The organism is Micromonospora fulviviridis (assembly GCF_014648395.1).
GTDB lineage: Bacteria > Actinomycetota > Actinomycetes > Mycobacteriales > Micromonosporaceae > Micromonospora > Micromonospora fulviviridis.
In genome coordinates, this window is record NZ_BMRA01000006.1 from 225516 (window position 1) to 249927 (window position 24412).

Genomic DNA, 24412 nt, shown 5'->3' on the forward strand with positions numbered 1-24412 from the left:
GACGCCGATGATCAGGAGCATCGTCACCATCGGCGCCGGTCAGGCCGCCGCCGTCGCCGCCCGTGCCCTGCGCCGGCGCGGTTTCGACGGCCGGATCGAGCTGCTCGGTGCGGAACCGGAGGCGCCGTACCAGCGGCCGCCGCTGTCAAAGGAGTACCTCGCCGGCGACGACGACTGCGGCCTGCACCTCCTGTCGGAGAAGTGGTGCGCGGCGAACGACGTGCACCTGCGGCTCGGCCAGCCGGCCGTCCGGATCCGCCCGGAGCGCGGGCTGATCGAGCTGGCCGACGGCACGGAGGTCGCCGCCGACGCCGTCCTCGTCGCCACCGGCGGAAGCCCACGCCGCCTGCCCGGCGTCGAGGGCGAGCGCATCCACTACCTGCGCACCCTGCGCGACGCGGACCGCCTCCGCGCCCAGCTCCGTCCGGGCGTACACGTGATCGTCATCGGCGCCGGTTTCATCGGCGCCGAAGTCGCCGCCACCAGCCGTGGCAAAGGCGCCGACGTCACTGTGGTGGAGACGCTCGACGTGCCGCTGCAGCGCGTACTCGGACGCGACATCGGCGCCACCTGCGCGGCGATCCATCGTCGTGAGGGCGTCACGCTGCGGCTGGGGGAGTCCGTCGAGTCCGTCGTCGAGACACCGACCGGCGTCGTCGTCACCACCAGCGGCGGGCGCATCGAAGGCGACCTGGTGGTGGTGGGCATCGGCATCACGCCGAACACGACCGTGGCCGAGCAGTCCGGCCTCGCCGTCGACAACGGGATCCTCGTGGACGAGTACTGCCGGACCGTGGTGTCGAACGTGTACGCCGCCGGCGACGTGGCCAACCACTGGCATCCGCTCTTCGGAGAGCGGATCCGGGTCGAGCACTTCGACAACGCGAGCCGGCAGGCGACCGCTGCCGCCAACAACATGATCGGCCGGATCACGCCGTACGCCGACCCGCACTGGTTCTGGTCGGACCAGTACGACCGCAACCTGCAGTACACCGGCCACGCGCCGGTCTGGGACGAGCTGGTCGTGCGCGGCTCGGTCGAAGAGTGCGACTTCTCGGCGTTCTATCTGCGAGACGGCCTGGTGCGGGCGGCCTTCGCGATCGACCGCGGCGCGGACGTCCTCGTCGCCAAGGAGCTGATCGCCGGGCGGGTCAGCGTCGATGCCCACATCCTCGCCGACGAGGACGTGGACCTGTCCGAGCTGACGGCGTTGGAGGAGCAACTGTGAAGGGCAACTTCATCGGTGGCGAGTGGGTGGGGTCGGCCAGCGGGCGCAGCCGCGAGCGGCGGAACCCGGCTGACGAGCGCGAGGTCGTCGCGGTCTTCCCGGATTCGGATGCGAAGGACGCGCACGATGCGGTTTCCGTGGTAGCGGGCGGCTACCGGGAGTGGGCGGAGCGCGGCCCGGAGGCGCGGGCCGCGGTCCTGCACCGGGCCGCGGACATCCTCGCCGCCCGTGCCGACGACCTCGCCCGGGAGCTGGTCCGCGAGGAGGGCAAGACGCTCACCGAGGCGCTCACCGAGACCCGTCGGACCCCGTCGAACCTCCGGTTCTACGCAGGTGAGGCACTGCGCGTCGCGGGCCGCACGTACGCCACGGGCGACGGCAGCCTCGTCTACACCTCCCGGGAACCCGTCGGGGTCGTCGTGGCCGTCACCCCGTGGAACTTTCCGCTGAACATTCCGTCCCGCAAGCTCGGCCCCGCGTTGGCGGCAGGCAACGGGGTGGTGTTCAAACCGAGCGAGGTGACCCCGTTGAGCGGCCAGCGGCTGGTCGAGGCGTTGCTCGAGGCGGGCGTCCCGGCCGGTGCGCTCGCCCTCGTGCAGGGCGGCGGCGAGGCCGGCGCGGCACTGGTCGCGGATCCGCGGGTGGGTGCGGTGACCTTCACCGGCTCGTACGACGTCGGAGCGGCCATCCACCGCGCGGTCGGACCCAGCCAGCGCTGCCAGTTGGAGATGGGCGGCAAGAACCCGGTGATCGTGCTGGAGGACGCCGACCTGGACCGGGCGGCCGACATCGTGGTCCGCGGGGCGTTCGGCCTCAGCGGCCAGGCTTGCACCGGCACCAGCCGACTGATCGTCCACGAGGCCGTGCACGATGCGCTGGTCGAGCGGATCGTCAACCTCGCCCGCGCCCGCCGGGTGGGCAACGGTCTCTCCGACGGCGTGCAGATGGGCCCCCTCGCCACCCGTGCCCAACTGGACAAGACCCGGCACTACTTGGACCTCGCGGCGACCGCCGACGCCGTTCTCCGCGCCGGCGACGAGCCGCTCGAGCCCGGCCTGGAACACGGCAACTTCGTCCGCCCGGCGGTCTTCACCGACGTCGACCGGTCGTCGCCGCTGGCACAGGAGGAGATCTTCGGGCCGGTCCTGGCCGTGCTGCGCGTCGGCTCCTTCGACGACGCGATCAGCGTCGCCAACGACTCGGCGTACGGCTTGTCGGCCGGGATCGTCACCCGCGACCTGGGCCGCGCGTTCGACTTCGCCCGTCGGGTCGACAGCGGCCTGGTGAAGGTCAACCAGCCCACCACGGGCATGGCGATGAACGCCCCGTTCGGCGGGTTGAAGAACTCCAGCACGCAGACGTTCAAGGAACAGGCAGGGGAGACGATGATGCACTTCTACACCGTCGACAAGACCGTGTACGTGGCCTCATGAGCGCGTCCGAGGTCATCGGCACCGCGGACGCCGGCGGCGACCCGGGCGACGTCCGATTCGTCCGCGTCGCCCGCTCCGGTCAGGTGCCCGACGGGTACGTCCGCCGCTTCTACGCCGACAGCCTGGAGCTGTGCGTCGCGCGCTCCGAGGGCAAGGCGTACGCGACGTCGAACTACTGCACGCATCTGGACTGCCTGCTGTCGTCGGGCAAGCTCGTCGACGATGGCATCGGCTGCTCCTGCCACGGCAGCGTCTTCGATCTCGAGACGGGCGAGCCGGTCTGCCCGCCCGCCACCGAACCGATCAAGACCTTCCCCGTACGGGAAGAGGACGGCGAGATCTACGTGGGCGTGACGCCGGAGGACATCGCGACCGGTGGCCCCCGCCGACGCAAGCCGGTGAGGGGACCGGAGTGAGCGTGAACGGGCCGGCACCCACCCGTAACCCGGTCCTCGCCGGCGAGCACATGGCGATCTCGAGCCACCCGTCGGTCAGCGCCGTCGGTCACCGCGTGCTCGCCGAGGGTGGCACCGCGATCGACGCGACCGTGGCGATGGCAGCGATGTCGTGGCTGGCACTGCCGGGCCAGTGCGGCGTCGGCGGCGATGCCTTCGCTGTGGTGCGGGAGCCGGACGGGTCGGTGTGGACCGTCAACGGCAGCGGGTACGGGCCTGACGGCGGTGACCTGGAGTTCTACCGCGGTCAGGGCCTGTCCGCGATTCCCCTCAGCGGGGCGCTCGCCGTGGCGGCTCCGGGTGCGGTGGCCGCGATCGCCGCGCTGCACGCCCGCGGGGCGACGCGTGGCCTGCCCGAGCTGTGGGCGCCGGCGATCGCCGCCGCCGAACATGGTCTGCCCTGCACCCGCAAGACCCGCGCGGACATCCTCGAACACGAGGCGCAGCTACTCGCCGACGAGGGGGCCGGACGGACGTTCCTGCGCAACGGTAGGGCGCCGCAGGTCGGCGAGCGGCTCGCACAGCCGGAGCTCGCCGACTCGCTGCGGCTGCTGGCGGCCGATCCCCGCGCGCTCTACACCGGTGAGCTGGCCGAGCGGGCGGTGGCCGCACTGGCGGCGGCGGGCGCTCCGTTCAGCGGCGACGAGTGGGCGGTCTCCGGGGTCCCGCTCGAGGGCGAGGCGATCGCCGGACGGTACGGCGACCTGGTCGTGCACACGACACCGCTGCCCACGCCCGGCTGGATGGTGCTCCAGCAGGCGGCCGTCTGCGACGGGACGCTCTCCGGGCTGCCGTGGCTGAGCGCGGACGCGGTCAGCTGGCTCGCCGGAGCGGCCCGGCAGGCATTCCGGGACCGGTGGGACCGCTGCGGCACCGACACGGACGCCTGGCGGGGGCTGCTGCGACCTGAGGCGGTCGCCGACGTACGGGCGAAGCTGGCCGCCGGAGCCCATCCGCTCGCGACGGCCGGACTGACGACCGACGGGGACACCACGACGACCCTCGCGGTCGACGGCGACGGCCGCGCGGTCAGCTTCATCCACTCGCTCGCCTTCACCTTCGGCGCCCGGATCACCATCCCGGGGACCGGCATCATGCTCAACAACCGGCTGGGGCGCGGCGCGTACCTGGTCGAGGACCACCCGAACCAGGTACGACCGCGACGCCGTCCGCTGCACACCTGCCTCGCGTGGCTGGTGACCGACGCCGGGGGAGCGCTGCGGCACGTCGGCAACACGCCCGGCGGTGACGGGCAGGTGCAGTGGAACATGCAGGTGCTGTCGCACCTGATCGACCACGGCCTGGATCCCCAGCAGGCGGTGTCGGCGCCGCGGTTCACGGTGTTCCCCGGCAGCGACGCCGACGTGGTCGGGGCGCCCGACCAGCTGATCTGCGAGTCCCGGCTGGACGAACGGACCCTCGCAGAGCTGCGCGCCCTCGGCCACCCGGTCCGGCTGGTGGGCCCGTGGGATGGCGGTGGAAGCGCCCTGGCGATCATGGTGGACGAGCGGCTCGGCTGCCTCGCCGGCGGCGCGGACCCTCGGCAGGACGGGGTGGCGATCGGTGGCTGAACCAGGCGACCGGAACACTCTGCCGGTGCCCCCGGCCCCGCAGGGCCACTACGTGCCGGTGGTGGTGCACGGAGGCATCGCGTACACGGCGGGCATGACCCCCCGCGTGGACGGCCGGCTCGCCGTGCGCGGCGTGGTGGGCGCGGATCTGACCGTGACCGAGGCGCGCGTCGCAGCCGGCCTCGCGGCCAGCAACGCCGTCGCCGCGGTGGCGGAGTCGGTCGGAGGGCTGGACCGAGTGCGGCGGTGCCTGCGGATGACCGTGTACGTCGCCTGCCGTCCGGACTTCACCCAGCACTCGGTTGTCGCCGACGGGGCCTCGGAGGTGCTGCGGGACTGGCTGGACGAACGCGCCCCCGTCGCGCGCTCGGCCGTCGGGGTGTCGAGCCTGCCGTCCGGTGCGCCGGTCGAGGTGGAGCTGACCGTCGCCGTCACCACCGATTGAGCTGGCACGGCACGGCCGAGGCGGCGGGCCGGCGCCCGCCGCCTCCATCGTCGATGTTGCCGCCGGTCAGGGGAAGAAGACGACGGCGAAGATGGTGCCCACGATGAGGCCGCTGACCACCGGGATGAAACACCTGCGGGCGAGTGCGATCACCGGCACCCGGGCGAAACCGGCGACGGCGATGAGTGAGGACCAGGCGACGAGCGTGCCACCACCGGACCAGATGTTGCCCATCTGACCGACGGCGGCGAGCGTTCCGGCGCTGATCCCGGCGGCCGGACCGAGGCTGCCCGCCAGCGATCCGGTCAACGGCAGGCCGGAGAAACCCGACCCCTCCAAGCCCGCGATCATGCCGATGAGCAGAATGCCGAAGGCCGCGATGAAGCCGCTGTGGGGGATGTGGCTCTGCGCCGCCGTGACCAGGTCGTACAGCAGCGCCGGCCCCTTCGTCGGGTCGGCGGTGCCGAGGATCTGGCCGGAGAAGTCGCCGTTGCCGATGAAGAAGAAGCCGGCGATCGGCAGGACGACGCCCATGGCCTTGAACGCGAACACCAGCCCGTTGACCACGTGCTCGGCGGAGCTCTCCAGGAAGCCCTTGCCGTCACCGGCGAGCGCCGCCAGGAAGACGATGAGCGCAGCGATGCCGCCCACCAGGGCGGCCGCGTCGCCGCCCCGCAGGTCGGGCACGCTCTCGGAGAACTTCGCGACCACCATGTACACGATCAACGCCAGGTAGGCCACCGGCACGAAGATGGCGAAGAAGGTCGGCACCAGGGGGTTGCCCCGGTAGCTGGGTGCCGGCTCCTCGGGGCCGTCCCGAAGCTCCTCGTCGTACTCCTCGCGCAGCGCGACGCCATGCCCGACCGTCGGCGGCCCGCCCCGGAGGGACGGGACATCGCCGCCACCGGCCGGCCGATCGCCCGCGCCGACCAGCTCGCGCTCCCGCTCGGTGACCGCCAGGTCCCGCACGCGTTCACCGCTGCCGTCCGCCGTCGACTCCCACTCCGCGAGCAGTGCGGGGTCGGGTCGGCGCATCGTGCGGAACTCCATCAGGTAGGCGACCGCGAGGGCGACCCCACCGACGACGAGCGAGAGCACCATGGCCCGGTCGGCGACCACGTTCGGGTCCGCTCCCGCGGCCTTCGCCGACAGTCCAGGGGCGACCCGGATGACGTAGTCGGAGGAGAGAGCCATGCCCTGGCCGGCGATCGCCACCACCAGGCCGACGGCCATCGGCCGCAGACCTGCCCGGATCGCCACCGGGATGAGCACGGCGCCGATCAGCGGCACCGCCGGGGTCGGCCAGAAGAACAGGGAGATGAAGTACGTGACGACCACCAACGTCCAGAAGGCGAGGTGGCCGTTGCGCATCACGCCTCGGAACGGGGCGACCATCTTCCGGTCCGCACCGAGCGCCTGCAACGAGTGCAGCATGGCGGTCACGAGCGCGATGATCAGGAAGATGTTGAACAGGTTCGTTGCCGCCACGAGGCTGGCGTTGAACACCGCGGAGAGGCCGCGGATGATGCTGTGCGAGAAGACGAGCGCGGTCACGAACGTCGCGACCACGGCCGGGACTACGATGTTCTTCCGGGCGATCATCGTCGCGATGATCACCACAACGCCGACGAGATAGACCCAGTGGGCCGCCGTTAACTGCATCTGCCACCTCACGGACTCTTGCAGTGAGTTGATTGCCCGTCAGACTCCGCGCGTGCAAGGTCAGCGTCTATCACCCATGTGCACAGGCTGGCGGTCAAAGATTGTGCAGGGTGCCGTAGCATCGCCCAACGGTGACGGCGCAGTCTCGAACGGTATGTGAGCTGCGCAGACGATTGGAAGGACGGGACGTGCGGGACACCCGGCCGCGCATTGGCGCGGCGCAGTCGTTCGCCCCGCCACCCGCCCCGAAGGTCCTGCCGCAGCAGAGGCGGGCGGGACTCGCCGTACTGCTGACTCTGCTCGGTGCGACGCTGCTCGGCACCGTCATCAACAACGTGCTGAACGTGCCGTTGCGCGACATCACCGCTGATCTCGGCGTCTCGCTGTCCTCCGGCGTGCTCGTGGTGAGCAGCTTCGTCCTGGTCCTCGCCGCTGGCATGGCGTTGAGCGGTTGGGTGGGCGACCGGTTCGGACGACGCCGGACGATCATCGCGTCGCTCGCCCTCATGGCGGTCGCCATGGTGGGGGCGGCACTGGCCCCGTCGCTGCCCGTCCTCGTCTCGATGCGCGCCCTGCAGGGCATGGCATGTGCGGCCTACCCGCCGGCGGTCATGGGCATGCTCGCCACCATCTACGGGCCGAGCCAGCGGGCCCGCACGATGAGCGCGTGGGCGGCCGCCAACGGGATCGGGCAGGCCATCGGCCCGCCGCTGGGCGGTCTGCTGGCCGACCTCGCCGGCTGGCGGGCGATCTTCTGGTGCCTCGCTCCGGTCGCGGTGATCCTGCTGGTCGCCACCGTCCTGGTGGTGCCGGACGACCGCGGGCACGCCGCCGCGCTGCACTGGCCCGGCGCGGTGTCCTTGACGCTCGGTGCCGCGTTGTTGATGACGGCCGCCACCGCCATCCCGCACCACGTGGTGCCGGCCTGGCTCACCGTCACGCTCGCGGTGGCGGGCACCGGACTGCTGGTGGGCTTCGCGATCACCTCCGCCAGGGCGGCGGCGCCCATCATCCGGCCGCGTCTCATCGTCGAGTCGCGGTTCCTGCGCAGCACGGTCGCCGCGTCCGCGCAGATGTTCTGTCTCGCCGCCACGCTCGTCGCGGTTCCGCTCTACATCACGGGGACCCTCGGGTGGACCACCGCCCTCACCGGGCTGCTGGTGCTGGCGTTGCCCGCCGCCATGGCGGTGCTGGCCCCCGTCGTCGGCCTGCTCAGCGAACGCGGCCGGCCGCGCTGGATCCTGCGCACCGGTCTGGTGCTGCTCGGCACCGCGGAACTGCTGCTGGGGCTGTACGCAGGTAACACGGGCCGGAGCGTGGCGCTGCTGGTCGCGCTGCTTCTCGCGGTAGGTGGGGGCGTGGCCCTCGTTCAGACGCCCTCCGCCGCCGGGGCGACCCGGTCACCCGCGGGTAGATCAGGCGCCGCCCTCGGGCTGTTCAACATGATGCGCTTCGGCGGGTCGGCGCTGGGCGCGGCCTGGGTGGCGGTCGTCTATCCGCACGGCAATCTGGTGCTGCTCTTCGCCGGGTGCTCGGGGATCGCCGTCGTCGGGCTGGTGGTGAGCTTCGTCGGCCCAGACCCGTCCCCGCTCGATGTCGATCGGGCGTCGCCGGCAACTACATCGGGTTGAGATCGCGGTCGACGACCGTCACTGTCTCGGCGAGCAGGTGGAGTTTGTGCGCCAGCCAGACTGCGAACTGGTGCTCGGCCTCCCGTAGATCCAGCTGAAGCAGCCGAGAGGCGCGGTCGAGCTTGTAGAGCATCGTGTTGCGGTGGATGTGCAGTTCCCGCGCGGCGGCGTTGAGGTTCCCGCCGGATGCGATGTAGGCGATGACCGCCTGCTCCAGGTCGTTTCCGCCGGTGCGGGAGCTGCGGAGCGGAGCCAGCATGTCCCGGGCGAAGGCACGCCCCTGCGGGCTTTCCGCGAGCTCGACCAGAGTGGCGAAGACCCTCAGGTCCTGGAAGCCGCAGACCTGGTCAACGCCAAGACGGTTTCGGATCCCGAGCGCTATCCGCGCCTCACGGTAGCTGTCGAAGATGCGGCTGGCACCGCCGACGCAGCGCCCGTACGCCACCGCAACCTCGCGGTGGGTCCTGCGTTCCAACTCCGCCTGCAGGGTGCGCGCGAAGTCCGCCAGCGTTCGCTCTTCCGCGTCCGGGGAGTCCCGGTGGCCCGCAGGTTCGACCTGCCGGATCACCGCGAGCACGTCGCCGATGACGGTCGCCAGGGTGTGCGCGTTCGGCCGGGCGTCGACGCGGGCGGCGTGCCGGGCCAGCTGGAAGAGGGCGGTCGGGGAGTCGGGGCTGCCGGCCGAGCTGAGCCCGTTGGCAACGATCACGCCGTAGGTCGCCCCGACCGGGAAGTCATAGTGTGCCGACCGGGCTTCCAGCTCGTGCTGATCGGAAAAACGGCCGTGCAGCAACGCGTGGACGAAGTCTCCCCGCGCCCGCTCCTCAGCCTGCTCGATGCTGCGCAGCCGCAGCATCTCGGTACCGACGATGGTGGCGGCCTGCTCGACGACCACGCGGTGCTGGGCGATGTCGTGCGGGCGGGGTGGATCGGCCGACTCCACGATGACCACCCAGCCGTCGTGGCGACCGCTGAGCAGGATCGGATTGAGCACGCACGTCGCGTTGATCCCGTCGATCAGCAGCGTGCGGACCTGGGGCCCGGCGTGTGGCTGTTCGGGGTTGGCAGCCGTCGTATCGGTTGAGGGGCCGCCGTCCGCGGAGGCCCGGCGGGACTCGTCCTCGCGCAGCGCGTCCGCGACCGCTGCCGGCTCGAACACACGATCACGGCTGCGTTCGAACGCCAGCACCCGATACTGCGGGTCGAGGATCGCCGCCGAGCATCCCGACAGCCGGGCCATCTGGTGTCCGAGGGCAGCCAATCCGGCCCCGCGGTACAGCAACTCCACCAGCGAACGGTGCACCCTCAGGCCGTAGCGCAGAACGTGGGTCTCCCGGGCCAGGACGAGCTCCGCCACCAGCTGGCTGAGCTGGCGGAACGCGACGTGCGCGCCGACGTGGATCACCGGCACCTCGGCCGGCGGGTCGGTGAGATCACCGACCCCGCCGGCGACGACTACGGCCGCTGCCCTGCGCCTGCCGAGATCCCGCAGCACCGCCGCTCGGACCTGATCGGCCCGGGCGTGGACGACGACTCCGAGCAGCGGATCCCCGCCGGCCGCGACATCGTCCCACGGCAGACACCATGTGACGGCATTGTCGAGCACGTCGACCGAGGCCGTCGTCCGCGCCGGGCTGAGCAGGCGTTCCTGCAGGAGGCGACCCACCGTCAGGTGCTGCGGCTCCGCCTCGCCAGGCAGACCGTCCTGAGCTAGCACTCCCGCTGGGTCAGCCATGACAACTCACTCCTTGGACAGGTTGCACAAGCTTGCCCCGTCGGGTCGCGGCAGTCTAGCCATTGTTCGCGGTCTGCTCGCCCGGGCAGGCTGGTCGCACGGACCGCCCTGTAGCGGGGTAGAGGAGGCAAGGTGCACAGGATCTACCGAATTACGCTCGACGACGCGCTTCCCATGCTCGCCGCAGCCCGCGCGAAGGCGGAGGAGATCGGGGTGAAGCAGACGATCTGCGTCTGCGACGACGGAGGCCACGTGCTCGGGCTGCACCGGTTGCCGGGCGCCCGCCTCACCGGGGTGGAGATCGCGATGGCGAAGGCGTTCACCGCGGCGGGGCATGAGCGGGCGACCCACAAGTTCAACGAGCCGCCGAACGGCCCGGCTTTGCCGGGCAACGAGGCGTTCGGGATCAGCCACATGTATCCCGGAAAGTTCGCCATCTTCGTCGGCGGGTTCCCCATCGAGTACGAGGGCCAGATCGTCGGCGCCGTCGGGGTCAGCGGCGGCAACGGCGAGCAGGACAAGGCCGTCGGCGCCGCGGCGCTGGAGGCGTTCGCGAAGCATGTCGCCGAACTGGGGCTCGGCGGGTAGTCCCGGGCCAGCCGTGGTGGTCGCCGACGTGCGGTTGTCGACCATGGCACGTCGGCGACCGCCTGGCGGTCGAAGCGGCACGGCCGCTACGGATGGCGCCGGGATTCGGTGAGGACCAAGGGAGCGTCGAGGACCACGACCGTGGCGGCGATCTCCGTGCTCGGGTCATAGTCCTTGAGGACGACGCGTACCGGAAGTCCAAGCTTGTCCTTGAACTCCTGGGCGAGCCGCCGTTTGCCCTCGTCCAGCAGCGCCACGTCCACCTCGCGGGTGATCTCGCGGTGCGCGGAATCCAGTGCCGCGAGCGCTTTGACGCGCTGGTGCTTGGCCAGGATGAGGATGCGGTCCCCCAGGAGGTCGACCCGCTGCCGGCTCACACCGACGCCGGCGATGCCCTGGTTCACGGCGTTGTAGACGCGCAGAATCTCCTGCTTGAGATCTCCAGGGGTCCGCGGCGGTGTGCTGCCTGAGCGATCCATGGCGCGACTCTAGTGATCGCCGGACGGGCTGGTCGAGCCCTTGACACCCTCTGGCGCACGCCGGTATATATCACACACCTCTGAGGCGCTGTCCGGCAGGAACGGGCCGACGAGGACGTCGTGATTCAACCGACGAACGGTCTAGGGAGCTTCGTTCGAAGAGCCCGACAGCTGTCGCCGATGGCGGTTGGCGGTCTGCGCGTTCGCGCACGCCGCCGAGTCCGAGCGGTGGCAGCTTCTGTGCTTCCGCCGCCACCAGATCCAGTGCGTGTGCACTGACGTCAGCGGAAAGGCGGACCAGACACGTGACGAACGAGCAGTCGCCGCAGACCTGTCCGACGGTGGCCGACGTGGTCGCGGCCCTCGACGGGCTGACCGGCGGCCGGGTCATCAGCCCCGAAGAGGGCGACAACCCGTGGGTGATCAGCAAGGACTCGGGGATCCCCGGTAAGGCCGTGACCGAACGGCCCGGTCTGGTCTGGGGCTCGCCCGACAAATCGGTGCGGCGGCTCGCCGTCGCGATGACCATCACCGAGCACCACATCGAGCTCGCGTACGCGAGCGGCGTGGACGCGGTCGTGGCGCACCACCCCATCGCGGACGCGGCGAGTTCCGGAGGGGTGGCCCTGGCCGACTACCTCTCGCTCTACGGGGTCGCAGTGCTGGAGTGCCACGAGGCCTTCCACGGACTGCACCCCGGCATGGCGTACCTTCACGGCCACCGGCCCTTCTACGTCGACCCGGCCTATGGCGGGGTGCACGGGCTGGTGGTCATGGTCGGCCGGCCGCTGCCAGGCGTCACCACCATCGGTGACGTTCTCACCCGGCTCGACACCGGCCTGGAGCGGGCCCTGGACCGGCGCATCCTCGACGATGAACGTGCCGCCCGCCAGTGCGCCGACCTGGTGGACAGCGCCACAGCCCCCGGAATGCGGGTGCTCGCGGGCGATCCCGCCGCTCCGCTCGGAGAGGTCATTCTGCACGCTTTTCCGCACACCGGATTCGGCGAGAAACAGCTCAGCCAGTTGCTTGCCGAGTACCCGGCCATCTCGACGGTCATCTTCAGCATCAGCGCGGCCGAAGCGGACTCGCCGGTGGTGGCCAGTGCGGCCGCGCGTGGACTCAACGTACTGGTAGGCAGCACCCACGCCTCGGAGATCTTCGAGAACGGACTTCCGCTGGCGTTCGGGCTGTCCGCCCTACTGCCGGACGTCGACGTCGTCCTGTTCCGGGACCGGGTCGTCTCGATCCCGATCAACAGCGTGGGCACGGGCGCGCTGCGCGAGTACGGGCATGTGATGGCGCAGGAGCATCTGCTGCCACGCGCCGAGGCCGTACGCGCTCGCGCCACCGCGACGACTGTCGCGGCCACACCCCTCAGCCACTCCGAGCAAGCAAGCTAGGAGACAACCATGGAACTCACGCCAGCGCACTGGGTGTACCTGGCAGGTCTGGCTTCTCTGATCATCGTCATGGTCGCCCGGAAGAACGTCGTCGTTCCCGCCATCGCCGCGACCTTCCTCACCGCCGTGACCTTCACCGGCAGCGTGCCCGGGGGACTGGCGTCGGTGTTCCGAGCCAGCCTGGTGGCCGCCTCGGAGCTGTTCAACATCTTCCTCATCATCGCGCTCGTCACCGCGATGCTCGCGGCGCTGCGGGCCATCGGGGCCGAACACCGGATGGTCGCACCCTTCCGTCGGCTCATGGTGAACGGGCCGGTCGCCTACATCGTCCTGTTCGTCGTCACGTACGTCTTCGCGTTGTTCTTCTGGCCCACGCCGACCCTCGCCCTGATCGCGGCGATCCTGCTCCCGGCTGCCATCAAGGCGGGTCTGTCCCCGATGGGCGGAGCGATCGCGATCGCGATCGCCGGGCAAGGCATGGCACTCGCCTCCGACTATGTCATCGGCGTCGCGCCCGCCCTCTCCGCGAGTGGTGCGAACGTGCCGGCCGACCTGATCGCCGACCGGGCGCTGATCCTGTCGTGGGTCGTCGGGCTCGTGGCGATGGCGATGAGCTACATACTGACCGTGCGTCGCCGCCGCCCCAGCCTGGCCCAAGCCGTCGGGGACAGCGCCGAGGTGTCGGCGAGCGTGACGCACCGCGCCGAACTAGCACCTGTGGGCGCGGCCGCCGGCGGCGCTGGGGGCGGCACCTCGGACCAGCTCGGACACGCCCTGGCGACGAAACAGCCGCCCCGGGAGGCGCTGACGGAGTCAGGCGCCGACGCCGTGCTCGACGACGATCCGGTGGCCGCCGGACGGCCTGGCGCCGATCCGCTCGACGAGCGCGGAGCGGGCTGGCGATCCAGGCTCTTTGCCGTCCTCGTGCCCGTCGCCTTCGGCATGCTGCTCGTCTACATGCTGCTCGGCCGGTTCACCGACCTGGTGTCGGTCGACGACGGTGCCGGCGCGCCGCTGGTCGGTGGCCTGGCAGCACTGCTGCTCCTCGCCGTCGCGCTCACCAGCGACGGGACCGGCGCCCTGGAGAGCTGCGCCGAGCACGTCGTCGACGGCCTCTCCTTCGCCTTCAAGGCGATGGGGGTCGTCATTCCCATCGCCGGCTTCGTCTTCATCGGTATCTCGGACTTCTCTGGCCGCATCATGGGACTGGCCGAGGGCACGACAGCACCCGGATTCCTGTTCGACGCCATCCGCAGCGTGGAGGAGCACATTCCGCACAACCCGATCATCATCATGCTCGCCGTCCTGCTGGCCGGCATGACGGTCGGGCTCGACGGATCGGGGTGGGCGGGCCTTCCGCTCACCGGCTCCCTGTCGGAGGCGCTCAGCCCCCACGCCGGAGTCGACACCGCCACGCTCGCCGCCATCGCGCAGAACGGCGCGTCGTGGACCGGAGGCGGCACCCTGGTCATCTGGTCGTCGCTGATCGCCGTCGCGACTTTCTGCGGGGTGTCCGTGGTTGATCTCGCTCGCAGGCTTTTCCTGCCCGTGGTCACGGGACTGGTCGTCAGTACGGTGGTCGCCGCGATCATCTGGTGAGGCTTCATGCCGTCCGAGCGGGACTCCGCCGGCGCTGCCGCACGGGTGACACCGTGCGGCAGCGCCGGCATCATGACGAGCACCAAGCCTCGCGGAGACCCTCGCTGCCGCGCCCCTGAGGGCACCCGAGCACATTCGGACGCGGGACCCACCTACGTCACCAGGACGTGGGCTTGCCCTTCTGGAACAGCCACACGTCGAAGAAGGCAGTGAGGTTCCGCCCGGATTCCCGCTCACAGAGAGCGATGAAGTCGGCCGTTGCGGCGTGGCTGTACCGGCGGCTGGCCGCCCACTCGCGCAGGATCCGGAAGAAGGCGTCGTCGCCGAGCTTGCCCCGCAACGCGTGCAGGGTCATCGCCCCCCGGTTGTACGGGATGCTGCTGAACATGTCCTCGGGGCCGGGGTCGGCGAGGACGATCTGCCAGAACGACGACGACGCGGCCCGACCGTAGTTGCTGCTGCTGTTGAAGGTCTGGCTGACCGACGCGCCGCCGTTGTACTCGGTGTACATCCACTGGGCGTAGGTGGCGAAGCCCTCGTTGAGCCAGATGTCCGACCATCGCTGCGGGGAGACGGAGTCGCCGTACCACTGGTGCGCCAGCTCGTGCGCCATCGTGCCAACGCTCGCCGGGCTGGAGAAGATCGGCTTGGTCTGGGTCTCCAGGGCGTAGCCCACGTCGGGGGCCCGGTCGATGATCGCACCGGTCGAGGCGAACGGGTACGGGCCGAACTTCGAGGCGAAGAAGTCGACCATCCTCGGGATCTGTGCGACCGCGGCGGCGGACCCGGCGACCTGCCGCGGGTCGATCGCGACGTACACGGGGATCCCGCTCGGCGTGGTCGACTCGGTGACCACGAAGGTGCCGATGGTGATCGTCGCCAGGTAGGTGGCCATCGGCTCGGTGGAGTCCCAGGTGAAGGTGGTCCAGCCGTCGCGGGTCTCCTCGGACAGGAGTTGGCCGTTGCCGACAGCGGTGAGCCCCTCCGGCACCTTCGCGGTGAACCGGAAGGTTGCCTTGTCGGTCGGGTGGTCGTTGGTGGGCAGCCAGGCCGGCGTGCCCTGCGGCTCCCCGACGACGAAGGCGCCGTCGTCGGTAGGCACCCAGCCTTCGATCGACCCGTCCGGGTCGGTGATCGGACCCGGTACGCCCGCGTACCTCACCACCACGGTGAAGGCCTGCCCGGTCTTGAGCTTCGGGCGCGGCGTGACGACCAGTTCCTGGCCGTCCCGGATGAAGTCGTGCGCGTGCCCGTCGACCGTCAGCGACGAGATTTCCGGACCGCGAAAGTCCAGGTTGAACCGGTCGAGATCTTGCGTGGCGATCGCGGTGATGGTGGCGGTGGCGGCCATGAACCGGGTTGCCGGGTCGTAGGAGAAATTGATGTCGTAGTGCTGGACGTCGTATCCGCCGTTGCCCTCGTCCGGGAAGTACGGGTCGCCGACGCTCGCCGCACCAGCCGAGTAGCGAGGGGCTCCGGGGTTGCCAGGTGCTGCGCCGGCGGCGTCCGGTATCGCCATCGACCCGATGGTCACAAGAGCGACCGTGGCCAGCGCGGCACCGCGCAACTGTGGGATTGTCATGCGAATCCTCTCCCTTGGACTGCCGTGGCACCACCGGCCGCCAGATGCGTACGCCCAATCCACCCGCGACGAGCAGGCAGCGTCAAGGCCTCCGGTCAACTGGTCAGCCGGATGAACCTCTCCCAGGAGCCGATGGCGGTCCGGTTGGCGATCAGCGGCAGGGTGCCGGACTGTTCCGCGGTCACGTACCGGTTGTTCGCGTTGGCCAGCAGGCTGACCGTGCCGTCGGCGTTGGTGATGACGCGGAACTTCTCCCAGGACCCCACGGCTGTGCGGTTGGCGATCAGCGGCGAGGCGCCGGCGTTCTCGGCCGTGACGTGCCGGCCGTTGACTCTGGCGCGGAACGCCACGAACCCGCCCCCCACGTCGATCTGGTCGAACTGCTGCGATGGGCCGACCACCGTCTGGCCGGCGACCAAGGCTGAGGCGCCGCCGTTGCCCGCCGTGACGTACCGGAGGTTCACGGTGGCCAGCAGGTTGACGAGGGCCGGCGGCGTGACGACGCGGAACTTCTCCCAGGGGCCGATGGCGGTCCGGTTGGCGATCAGCGGCAGGGTGCCGGACTGTTCCGCGGTCACGTACCGGTTGTTCGCGTTGGCCAGCAGGCTGACCGTGCCGTCGGCGTTGGTGATGACGCGGAACTTCTCCCAGGACCCCACGGCTGTGCGGTTGGCGATCAGCGGCGAGGCGCCGGCGTTCTCGGCCGTGACGTGCCGGCCGTTGACTCTGGCGCGGAACGCCACGAACCCGCCCCCCACGTCGATCTGGTCGAACTGCTCCCAGGGGCCGATGGCAGTCCGGTTGGCGACCAGAGCTGAGGCGCCGGCTGTCTCCGCGGTCACGTACCGGTTGTTGACCGTCGCCAGCAGGCTGGTCGCGGGACCGCCGAGCAGTCGGGCCAGAGACGCGTGGTCGCCCTTGAAGACGTCCAGATCGGGCGTGGAGAAGTCGGAGCCGGGGATGGGCGTTCCCGCGGCGTGCTGCCAGACGGTGAAGGACGACCAGCCAGCCGGCAACGGCGGCGGATTCTGTGAATAGTTCGCGATGAACAGCGGGTTCGCCGCGAAGCTCTGGCTGCTGCCCGTACAGGGGTTCCACCAGTTCGTGTTGGTGTAGATCATGGCCTGCCGACCGGTGCGTACCGCGATCTCGGTGACGAAGTCCCGGATCCAGGACACCAGTTGCGCGGGGGTCATGTTGTAGCAGTCGTTCAGGCCCCACTCGGCCCGGGGCCACTCGATGTCCAGCATCGGCGGCAGGCTGCGTCCATCGGCGACGTAGGGGGCGAAGCCGAGCAGGACATCCGCCTGCTGCTTGCCGCTGCTCAGGTCGGGACGGGCTCGGTGGTACGCCCCGGTGTACAGGCCGTTGGCCCGGGCGCCGGCGTAGTTGGTGGCGTAGAAGGGATCAGGATTGTTGTGCGGCACCGCTCGGCCGTCCTGCTCGCTGGCCCGGATATAGGCGAACTTCGCGCCGCCCCGGGCTACCGCGGCCCAGTCGAGCGATGGTCCCTGGAAGTAGGACACGTCAACGCCCGTGATCGAATATTCGTTCGGGGCGGGCAGTGCTTGGGCCGGCGACGCACCTCCGGCAAGCCCCACGAACCCCAATGCCGCACCCAGCAGCACAGCCAGAGCTCTGCGTACCATGGCTCGCCTCCAGACATCGGCCAAGGCGCCACGCCGCGTCCGTCGAAAGCGTAACCTCCGTCTCTGGCGCACAGGTATGGGTCACTTGTCCAAAAGATGCTCCGACCAGCGGCGCGCCAGCTCGGGTCATGGATCTGTCAGAAGCTGTAGCCACCTGCGCAGAGGAGCACCTCGCCGGTGATGTAGTCCGCTTCGGGCGTGCACAGCAGGTAGGCCGCTCCGGCCGCTTCCTCGACGGTCCCGGCGCGCCCCAGCGGGATTGACCGGTCCAGCGAAGCCGCGATGCCAGGGTTGAGGCCGACGGCCAGTTGCCGGCCCTCGACGTCGATGCTGCCTGGCCCTTCCGGATCGGTCAGCCGCGTGCGGATGACGCCGTAGGCGACGGCGTTGACGTTGACCGCGTACCGGCCCCACTCCTTGGCCAGGGTCTTGGTGAGGCCCACGACACCTGCCTTGGCTGCCGAGTAGTTGGCCTGGCCGGGGTTGCCGGCCAGGCCGGAGATCGACGAGATGTTGACGACCTTGCGGTGATGCGTGGTGCCGGTGTCGCGGTCCCGTTCGACGAGCCGTCTGATGACCGGCTGGGCGGCGCGCAGCACGCGGAACGGGGCGGTGAGGTGCACGTCGAGGATGGCGGCCCACTGGTCGTCGGTGGTCTTCTGGATGACCGCGTCCCAGGTGTAGCCGGCGTTGTTGACGATGATGTCCAACCCGTCGAAGGCGGACACGGCGGTGTCGACGAACCGTCCGGCGAAGTCGGGATCGGTGACGCTGCCGGCGATTGCGCCCGCCTGCCCGCCGGCCTTCTCGATCAGCTCGACGGTTTCCGTCGCCGGATCGGGATCGAGGTCGTTGACGACGACCCGGGCGCCGTGTGCGGCGAGCTTGGTGGCGATGGCCCGGCCGATCCCGCGTCCTGCGCCGGTGATCAGCGCGACGCGCCCCTGCAGATTGTTCATGCGGTCCTTTCCAGGAGGGTGACGACGCAGGCGCGCCGAGGCCGACGTTGTGCGCGAGGGCCAGGTTCGCGCCCTCGACCTGTCGAGGGCCGGCCGTGCCGAGCGCACCCTGCCGGCGAGAAAAGGTAAGGCGGCATGATCTCTGCGTGGCCATACTTGTGACCATGAAGCTTGCTGAGGCTCTTGCGCTGCGTGCGGATGCGGCGCGTCGCGCCGAACAACTCCGTACCCGCATCGCCGCCAGCGCCCGACACCAGGAGGGCGAGGCGCCCGCGGAGGACGCCGCCGTTCTCCTGGTGGAAGCGAGCGAGGTGCTCGGCGGGCTGGAGGTTTTGATTCGGCGAATCAATCGCACCAACGCCGCCACGGTGGTGCAGGGTGGCACACTTACCGACGCGCTCGCGCGCCGCGACGTGCTTCGCCTGCGGCACAACGTCGTCACCTCCGCCGCCGACGCCGCAGCCGGGGACGGCCAGCGCGGGTATCGGCAGTTGCGGTCGGAGCTGAAGATGATCCCGGCGCTGCCGGTGGCGGAGTTGCGCCGACAGGCCGATGACCTCGCCCGGCAACTTCGGGAAGTCGACACGCTGATCCAGCGGACGAACTGGGAGGTCGACCTGCTGGACTGAGAAGTTGCGGAGCAGGTAGCCGACGTGGAGGCGTGCACAAACCCGAGAGCCGGCGGGTAATCCGGCTCCCTCCTGGCGCGCCGCGGGCAGGCGCAGGGGTTCGACTCCCCGGCACACAACGCACGCCCAGCACAGCACACAGGTGACGGCGCACAGGGCACGGCACACTACCGGGTGCAGATCCACGACGGCGAGGGTGGGACAGGGGCCTTCCGTAACCCGTACCAGTACAGCTCATTTGGCATTACCCTCGATGTTCGCTCTGAACTACCGCCGGCTTCTGCCAGCGAGCGCGGACCACCGAGCAGGAAGCGCAGGGAATGACGGACCCCTCGGAGGAGTGATCAGTCGGAATTGGTGATCCGGGCGAGCATGATGCCGCCGGTGATCATTGCCAGTGCGGAGAGGCGGCCGATGCTGACCGGGTCCTTGTGCACGACGATTCCGAGCGAGATCGCGCCGATCGCGCCGATGCCGGTGAACACGGCGTAGGCGGTACCGACCGGCAGGTCCTGCATCGCCCGGGAGAGCAGATAGACGGCTGCGGCTCCGAGGATCACACAGAGCACGGTCGGTGCCGGTCTGGTGAAGTTCTGCGTCGGTTTGATGGTCTGGGACCAGGCGATCTCGACCAGGCCGGCGAGCGCCAGGATGAGCCAGCTCATGCCGGCCTCCGCGAGGTATCGGCCGCGGGGGTGGCGGCTGCCCGCGCCAGTGCGGCCGCCGCTTGTCGAGCGTCGGCGTACGACCGGCGGTAGGCGTCGCGCCACCGGTCCAGCGTCGGGTCCACGGTGGAGTTCACGAATTCGGCGTTGATGAAGGTGACGTCGTCGACGTGGAAGTGGCCGTGGAAGAAGTTCCGCAGGTACCGCTCGTGGTGGTCGAAGGGCTCGCGGGGGGTGCCGGGGGCGTAGGAGCCACCTCGCGCGCCGGCGATGACGACCTTGAGGTCCAGTGTGGCGCGCGGGAAGGTGACCTGGTCGATCCACAACTTCAGGCTCGCGGGAATGGAGAAGTTGTACATCGGAGCGCCGATGAGCAGCACATCGGCGGAGATCAGTTCGGCCAGCAGGGGTTCCGCCACTGCCCATGCCTCTCGCTGCGCCGGGGTGCGCACCCCCTCCGCCAGGCGGCCGGGGTCGGAGATGCCGTGCGTCAGCGCGTGGTCGCAGATCTCAGTCCACGCCTCGCCGATGACGGGGACAGGGGCGGCGGCGAGATCACGGTAGGTGTATGTCGCATTCGGGAGGACGGCCCGCCACTCGTCGGCGAACACCGCGCTCAAGGCGCGGGAGTGCGACGTCCGGCGGGCGCTGGTGTCGAGGTGCAGCAGGTGGGGCATGGCTTTTCGTTCCCTACGCGAGAGGAAGTGGACAGGTTGTCCGCTTGCCTCTGGGACGCTAGCAGTTAACCGGACACCCCGTCCACTTAACTGTGGCGACGGCGGCTCAGCCCGTGCGTAAGCGGATGCCATGTCCAGTTACGCTGTCGTGATGGCGGAGAACCTCCTGGCCTCGGCTTCCGCGGAGCGGGCCGACGCGGCAGCCAACCGGCAACGCATCCTCGCCGCCGCGGAACGCCTGTTCGCCGAGCGCGGACCGCAGATCTCCATGACCGAACTGGCCAGCGCCGCCGGTGTCGGCCGGGCGACGCTCTACCGCCGCTATCCGGACGTCACGTCAGTCGCTGTCGCCCTCCTCGACGTGCATGAACAACAGCTGCAGCAGCAGATGATCTCCGGGCCGCCACCGCTCGGGCCGGGCGCCTCTCCTCGCCGGCGCCTTCAGGCGTTCTACGACGCCATGATCGATCTGCTCGAGCAACACCTGCCGTTGGCGCTCGGGGCCGAACAGGGCGCCACCCGCTTCGCGACCGGGGCGTACGGGTTCTGGCGGACCTTCGTCATTTCCCTGATCCGGGCAGCGGGCCGGCAGGACGATGCGCTCGCCGACGCACTTCTCGCACCGCTCGCTCCCGAGCTCTACCGTTACCAGCGCCAGGATCGAGGACAGACGGTCAGTCAGGTCAAAGGCGCGCTCGCCCGCCTGGCACATGTCCTTCCCGAATGAGTTCGGCCCCCAACGGTGGTCACAGCTGTCGCGGGCAGTCTCGTGGAGTTGCGCGCTGACCGGGCAGAGCCTACGGAGGGTTCGTCCCGTGGACCGGGCGCCGAAGCGTGACCGAGCGCCGCCCGGTGGCCGTTACGCTTCGTAGGGCAATTCAGCAGGGGAATGCCCATCCGGATGAGCGGGAGACAGCGACGGTGCCGAAGGCCTACTGGATCACCACCTACCGGTCCATCACCGACGACGAGAAGGTCGCCGCGTACGCGAAGCTGGCAGGGCCGGCACTGACCGCCGCCGGGGGAGTGTTCCTGGCGCGCGGCCTGCCGTCGTACGCGTTCGAGTCGGGCCAGCTGGAGCGCACGACGCTGATCGAGTTCGACAGCGTCGACGCCGCGCTCGCCGCCCACGAGACCCCTGCCTACCAGGAGGCGCTGCGGGCACTCGGCGACGGCGCCGACCGCGACCTGCGCATCATCGAAGCGGCATCCTGACGCCGGACGCATCCGGCGGCAGGGGATGGGCCGCCACCGGCCAGCCCATGGACGGGGACGAACGGGAACCGGCCGCACCTCTAGGCTTGTCGCCATGCTTGCCCGGCACAGCGCACCTGCTCAGTCCGAAGGCCGCGGTGGGAGCGCCGGCGGGCAGGGGCGGTGAGGCCGCCCACCGTGCCCGGGCAACGAAACGCACCACCTGCCCGGCGATCCGGCCTGGCGGACCGCTGCCGGCGGATCGTGGACTCGCGCGCCTTCGACGTCGCGATCGTCGTGGTCATCATGCTCAACGGGATCGTGCTCGGCTTCGAGACCTACCGCGACATCGGGGCGGCGCACCCGGCCCTGCGTTGGCTCGAGTGGTTCTTCCGGCTCGTCTTCGTCGTCGAGATCGCGATCCGGGTGCTGGCCTACGGTCGTCGGCCGCAGGACTTCTTCCGGCACGGCTGGAACGTCTTCGACTTCCTGGTGACGGCCACCATCTTCATCCCCGGCCTGCACGGTGACTCGGCGGTGCTGCGGTTCCTGCGGGTCGCCCGGGTGCTGCGGCTGGTGCGGTTCTCACCCGGGCTGCGCACCATCGTGGCGGCGCTGTGGCGCAGCCTTCCCGGTGTGGCGGGCTTCCTCGCCCTGGCCGCGGTCACCCTCTACGTGTACGGCATGGCCGGCTGGCTGATCTTCGGGGAGCGGTATCCGGAGCAGTACGGCGACATCGGTCGCTCGCTGCTGACCCTGTTCGTGCTGCTGTCGCTGGAGACGCTGCCGGATCTGCTCCAGCAGGGCATGGCGGTGTCGCCGTGGACCCTGGTCTACTACGTCAGCTTCGTCCTGATCACGGTGAACGTGCTGCTCAACATCCTGATCGCGGTCATCGTCAACTCCATGGAGGAGGCCCGCCGGCTGGAGATGACCGAGCGGCTGTCGCCGGACTACGACGAGGACGGCGACGGGATCCCGGACGAGCTCGACCGGATCGCGCTCACCCAACGGTTGGACGACCTGCGCGCCGTCATCGTCGAGCTCGAACGGGAGCTGCGCATCGACCGAGAGGACGGGCCGGGCCGACCGCGCCAGCAGCGGGAGCGTGCGGGCTGAGCCCCCACAAGCGAGGCACCGGACCGGTCGCGCCGCAGGTAAAACCCCCGGCGCGACCGGCCGTCCGGTCAGGACAACTGCAGCCGGGGTTCCAGGATCACCTCGAAGAGGCGGTCCCACGGCAGCTCGACCCGCGCCGACTCGAAGCGCGCCAGAGTCGCCGTGAACGTCTGCGCGCCGCGCCGGCCCAGCACGACGCGGTGCCCCGCGAAGTGGTCGGCGAAGTACCGCTCGGTCAGCGGCACCAGCCGCTCACGCACCCAGCCGTCGAAGTAGCTCTTCTGCGCAGGCGTGAGCGCGAGCGGGTCCCAGCCCTGCGCCCGCGCGTGCGCGTACGCCTCGACCTGCACGATGTTCTTCCACGGGTCGTCCTTGACGAACCGGTACAGCAGGTACTCGGCGTGCGCCTGGCCGGGCCCGCGCAGGTCCGGCACGCCGAACCCGCTGCCGGAGGAGCGGAGGTACGCCCACCGGGCGGTCCCGTGCGCGAGCGCCAGACCGAGGGCGTTGCCGCCGGTGTTCCACCCCGAGTACGACAGCAGCGCCGCCAGGTCCAGGCCGCTCTCCATCCGCGCCACCAGTTCGTGGTCGGCCTTGTTCACGATGAGCGGGTCCACCACGATGACCGGGGTGCCGGCGGCCAGCAGCGCGCCGATCCGCCCGACGAAGGCGTCCAGCTCGGCTGCCCGCTGCCCGGGAGCCGCCGAGGGGGTGTTCACGGCGAGCACGACGTCTGCGTCGCCGTTCACCACCCGTCCGCCCACGGCGGCCACGTGCCGGCGGATGTTCTCCGCGAACGGGATGCCCTCCAGTTGGGCGGTCCAGTTCTCGCCGGAGACCCCGGCGTACTCCACCCGGTAGGTGGGCGCCGTGCCGGCCGCGATCACCCGCGCGACCAGCAGCGCGTCGACCTCGTCGGCGCCGGGGAAGATCTCCACCCGGTCGCCCACACCGAGTCGGGCGACGAGCGCCTCCAGTTCCACCCGCTCGGCCCGGGCCAGGCCGACCGGCGCGGTGTCGTCCTCGGAGAGCACGAGGTGGCTGATGGTGCCGTCGGCGACCCACTCGACCATCAGCCGGTTGACCTGGTGGTTGCGGGCCCGCGCGGCGAGGTAGTCCTCGACGACCTGGTCGGGGATCTTCGCCCGGACGGCGTCGAGCTGGGCTCGAAGCTCCTCCTGCCCGAGGTTCACCACCTGGTCGTAGAGCTTCGCCCAGGAGACCAGCAGATCGCGGTACTTGTCGAGGTCGGTGCCGGTACTGGTGACGGCGAGCCGCTGGATGGTGTCGTGCACCTCGATCACCGCCCCCGGCCGGCTCGCGCGCAGGCTCCGGATGGCGGCCAGGTTCTCCAGGGCGGCGGCCAGGGCCGGCGCGGCGGTGCGTGAGGCGATCAGGCCGCCGTAGGCGAGCATGCTGACCGAGATCACGTACCCGTCCACGCCGTCCGTGGTGCCGAGCCAGCGGGCGATGGCGGCTCCGTCGCCGGGGGTGAAGAAGCGGCCCAGCAGTTCCCGCGGCGGCAGCCGCACCTGGGCGCCGGCGCTCGCCGCGGTCATCTGCGGGGCGTACGTGTTGACCGGCCGGTCGTCCAACGGCACCAGCGCCACGGTCAGCTGCCGTTCGGCGGGCCCGGCGACGGCGGGCCGGCCGATGGCCGCGGTGGCCAGCCCGGCCACGCCGGTGGCCAGGAGGGTACGTCTTCTCAT

The 24412-nt window shown here is 70.4% G+C and carries 22 protein-coding genes; 13 read left to right on the forward strand and 9 right to left on the reverse strand.

What is annotated here, in order from left to right:
* Positions 1 to 7 precede the first annotated feature (7 nt).
* From IEY96_RS17880 to IEY96_RS17900, 5 genes are read left to right on the forward strand one after another with little or no spacing between them, the layout of a single operon-like run.
* Positions 8 to 1228, forward strand: a complete 1221-nt coding sequence (locus IEY96_RS17880; RefSeq protein ID WP_189195930.1) for an NAD(P)/FAD-dependent oxidoreductase — start codon at positions 8 to 10, stop codon at positions 1226 to 1228.
* The gene (locus tag IEY96_RS17885; RefSeq protein ID WP_189195931.1) at positions 1225 to 2661 is read left to right on the forward strand and encodes an aldehyde dehydrogenase family protein; all 1437 of its coding nucleotides are present in this window, start codon (positions 1225 to 1227) and stop codon (positions 2659 to 2661) included. The genes IEY96_RS17880 and IEY96_RS17885 overlap by 4 nt, the downstream gene beginning before the upstream one ends.
* The gene (locus tag IEY96_RS17890; RefSeq protein ID WP_189195932.1) at positions 2658 to 3077 is read left to right on the forward strand and encodes a Rieske (2Fe-2S) protein; all 420 of its coding nucleotides are present in this window, start codon (positions 2658 to 2660) and stop codon (positions 3075 to 3077) included. The genes IEY96_RS17885 and IEY96_RS17890 overlap by 4 nt, the downstream gene beginning before the upstream one ends.
* A 2-nt stretch (positions 3078 to 3079) precedes the next feature.
* Positions 3080 to 4687, forward strand: a complete 1608-nt coding sequence (locus tag IEY96_RS17895) for a gamma-glutamyltransferase family protein (RefSeq protein ID WP_229791668.1) — start codon at positions 3080 to 3082, stop codon at positions 4685 to 4687.
* On the forward strand, positions 4680 to 5132 hold the full coding sequence (locus tag IEY96_RS17900) for a RidA family protein (RefSeq protein ID WP_229791669.1): 453 nt from the start codon (positions 4680 to 4682) through the stop codon (positions 5130 to 5132). The genes IEY96_RS17895 and IEY96_RS17900 overlap by 8 nt, the downstream gene beginning before the upstream one ends.
* A gap of 66 nt (positions 5133 to 5198) precedes the next feature.
* Here IEY96_RS17900 and IEY96_RS17905 read toward each other — a convergent pair whose 3' ends face one another.
* Positions 5199 to 6806 carry a hypothetical protein gene (locus tag IEY96_RS17905; RefSeq protein WP_229791670.1) on the reverse strand — a complete coding sequence of 536 codons (1608 nt, stop codon included), beginning with the start codon at positions 6804 to 6806 and terminating at the stop codon, positions 5199 to 5201.
* A 176-nt stretch (positions 6807 to 6982) separates the two neighbouring features.
* On the opposite strand from IEY96_RS17905, the gene IEY96_RS17910 reads away from it, so the two are divergent.
* Positions 6983 to 8425 carry an MFS transporter gene (locus IEY96_RS17910; RefSeq protein WP_189195934.1) on the forward strand — a complete coding sequence of 481 codons (1443 nt, stop codon included), beginning with the start codon at positions 6983 to 6985 and terminating at the stop codon, positions 8423 to 8425.
* Here the strand turns inward: IEY96_RS17910 and IEY96_RS17915 are convergent.
* Entirely contained in the window at positions 8412 to 10160 is a 1749-nt protein-coding gene (locus tag IEY96_RS17915; RefSeq protein WP_189195935.1) for a PucR family transcriptional regulator, read from the reverse strand. The two genes, IEY96_RS17910 and IEY96_RS17915, sit on opposite strands and share 14 nt — an antisense overlap.
* A 132-nt stretch (positions 10161 to 10292) precedes the next feature.
* Between IEY96_RS17915 and IEY96_RS17920 the strand changes: the two genes are divergently transcribed.
* Positions 10293 to 10748 (forward strand): GlcG/HbpS family heme-binding protein, encoded by a 456-nt coding sequence (locus IEY96_RS17920; protein ID WP_189195936.1) that lies wholly within the window; start codon positions 10293 to 10295, stop codon positions 10746 to 10748.
* Between the two features lie 86 nt (positions 10749 to 10834).
* On the opposite strand, the gene IEY96_RS17925 is transcribed toward IEY96_RS17920, so the two are convergent.
* Positions 10835 to 11227 (reverse strand): Na-translocating system protein MpsC family protein, encoded by a 393-nt coding sequence (locus tag IEY96_RS17925; RefSeq protein WP_189195937.1) that lies wholly within the window; start codon positions 11225 to 11227, stop codon positions 10835 to 10837.
* Between the two features lie 305 nt (positions 11228 to 11532).
* On the opposite strand from IEY96_RS17925, the gene IEY96_RS17930 reads away from it, so the two are divergent.
* Complete coding sequence (locus IEY96_RS17930; RefSeq protein ID WP_229791671.1) at positions 11533 to 12630, forward strand: Nif3-like dinuclear metal center hexameric protein; 1098 nt, start codon at positions 11533 to 11535, stop codon at positions 12628 to 12630.
* A 9-nt stretch (positions 12631 to 12639) separates the two neighbouring features.
* On the forward strand, positions 12640 to 14229 hold the full coding sequence (locus IEY96_RS17935; RefSeq protein WP_189195938.1) for a permease: 1590 nt from the start codon (positions 12640 to 12642) through the stop codon (positions 14227 to 14229).
* Between the two features lie 157 nt (positions 14230 to 14386).
* On the opposite strand, the gene IEY96_RS17940 is transcribed toward IEY96_RS17935, so the two are convergent.
* The 3 genes from IEY96_RS17940 to IEY96_RS17950 form a co-directional block, all read right to left on the reverse strand.
* Positions 14387 to 15811, reverse strand: coding sequence for a M1 family metallopeptidase (locus IEY96_RS17940; RefSeq protein WP_189195939.1), 1425 nt, complete (start codon positions 15809 to 15811; stop codon positions 14387 to 14389).
* Positions 15812 to 15906: 95 nt separating this feature from the next.
* Positions 15907 to 17337, reverse strand: a complete 1431-nt coding sequence (locus tag IEY96_RS17945) for a GH25 family lysozyme (protein WP_189195940.1) — start codon at positions 17335 to 17337, stop codon at positions 15907 to 15909.
* Positions 17338 to 17597: 260 nt separating this feature from the next.
* Positions 17598 to 18527: an SDR family NAD(P)-dependent oxidoreductase gene (locus IEY96_RS17950; RefSeq protein ID WP_229791672.1), complete on the reverse strand. Its 930-nt coding sequence runs from the start codon at positions 18525 to 18527 to the stop codon at positions 17598 to 17600.
* Positions 18528 to 18583: 56 nt separating this feature from the next.
* Here IEY96_RS17950 and IEY96_RS17955 point away from each other — a divergent pair, with 56 nt between their 5' ends.
* A complete protein-coding gene (locus tag IEY96_RS17955; protein WP_189195941.1) occupies positions 18584 to 19048 on the forward strand; it encodes a DIP1984 family protein in 465 nt (154 codons plus the stop codon).
* A 344-nt stretch (positions 19049 to 19392) separates the two neighbouring features.
* Here IEY96_RS17955 and IEY96_RS17960 read toward each other — a convergent pair whose 3' ends face one another.
* A complete protein-coding gene (locus IEY96_RS17960; RefSeq protein WP_189195942.1) occupies positions 19393 to 19713 on the reverse strand; it encodes a DMT family transporter in 321 nt (106 codons plus the stop codon).
* On the reverse strand, positions 19710 to 20390 hold the full coding sequence (locus IEY96_RS17965; protein WP_189195943.1) for an FMN-dependent NADH-azoreductase: 681 nt from the start codon (positions 20388 to 20390) through the stop codon (positions 19710 to 19712). The genes IEY96_RS17960 and IEY96_RS17965 overlap by 4 nt, the downstream gene beginning before the upstream one ends.
* A gap of 151 nt (positions 20391 to 20541) precedes the next feature.
* Here IEY96_RS17965 and IEY96_RS17970 point away from each other — a divergent pair, with 151 nt between their 5' ends.
* The 3 genes from IEY96_RS17970 (at position 20542) to IEY96_RS17980 (ending at position 22703) form a co-directional block, all read left to right on the forward strand.
* Positions 20542 to 21117: a TetR/AcrR family transcriptional regulator gene (locus IEY96_RS17970; RefSeq protein WP_229791673.1), complete on the forward strand. Its 576-nt coding sequence runs from the start codon at positions 20542 to 20544 to the stop codon at positions 21115 to 21117.
* 107 nt (positions 21118 to 21224) lie between these two features.
* Positions 21225 to 21605: a DUF1330 domain-containing protein gene (locus IEY96_RS17975; protein ID WP_229791674.1), complete on the forward strand. Its 381-nt coding sequence runs from the start codon at positions 21225 to 21227 to the stop codon at positions 21603 to 21605.
* Between the two features lie 243 nt (positions 21606 to 21848).
* Entirely contained in the window at positions 21849 to 22703 is an 855-nt protein-coding gene (locus IEY96_RS17980; RefSeq protein WP_229791675.1) for an ion transporter, read from the forward strand.
* Between the two features lie 68 nt (positions 22704 to 22771).
* Here the strand turns inward: IEY96_RS17980 and IEY96_RS17985 are convergent, their stop codons facing one another.
* Positions 22772 to 24412, reverse strand: a complete 1641-nt coding sequence (locus IEY96_RS17985) for a DUF4127 family protein (RefSeq protein ID WP_189195946.1) — start codon at positions 24410 to 24412, stop codon at positions 22772 to 22774.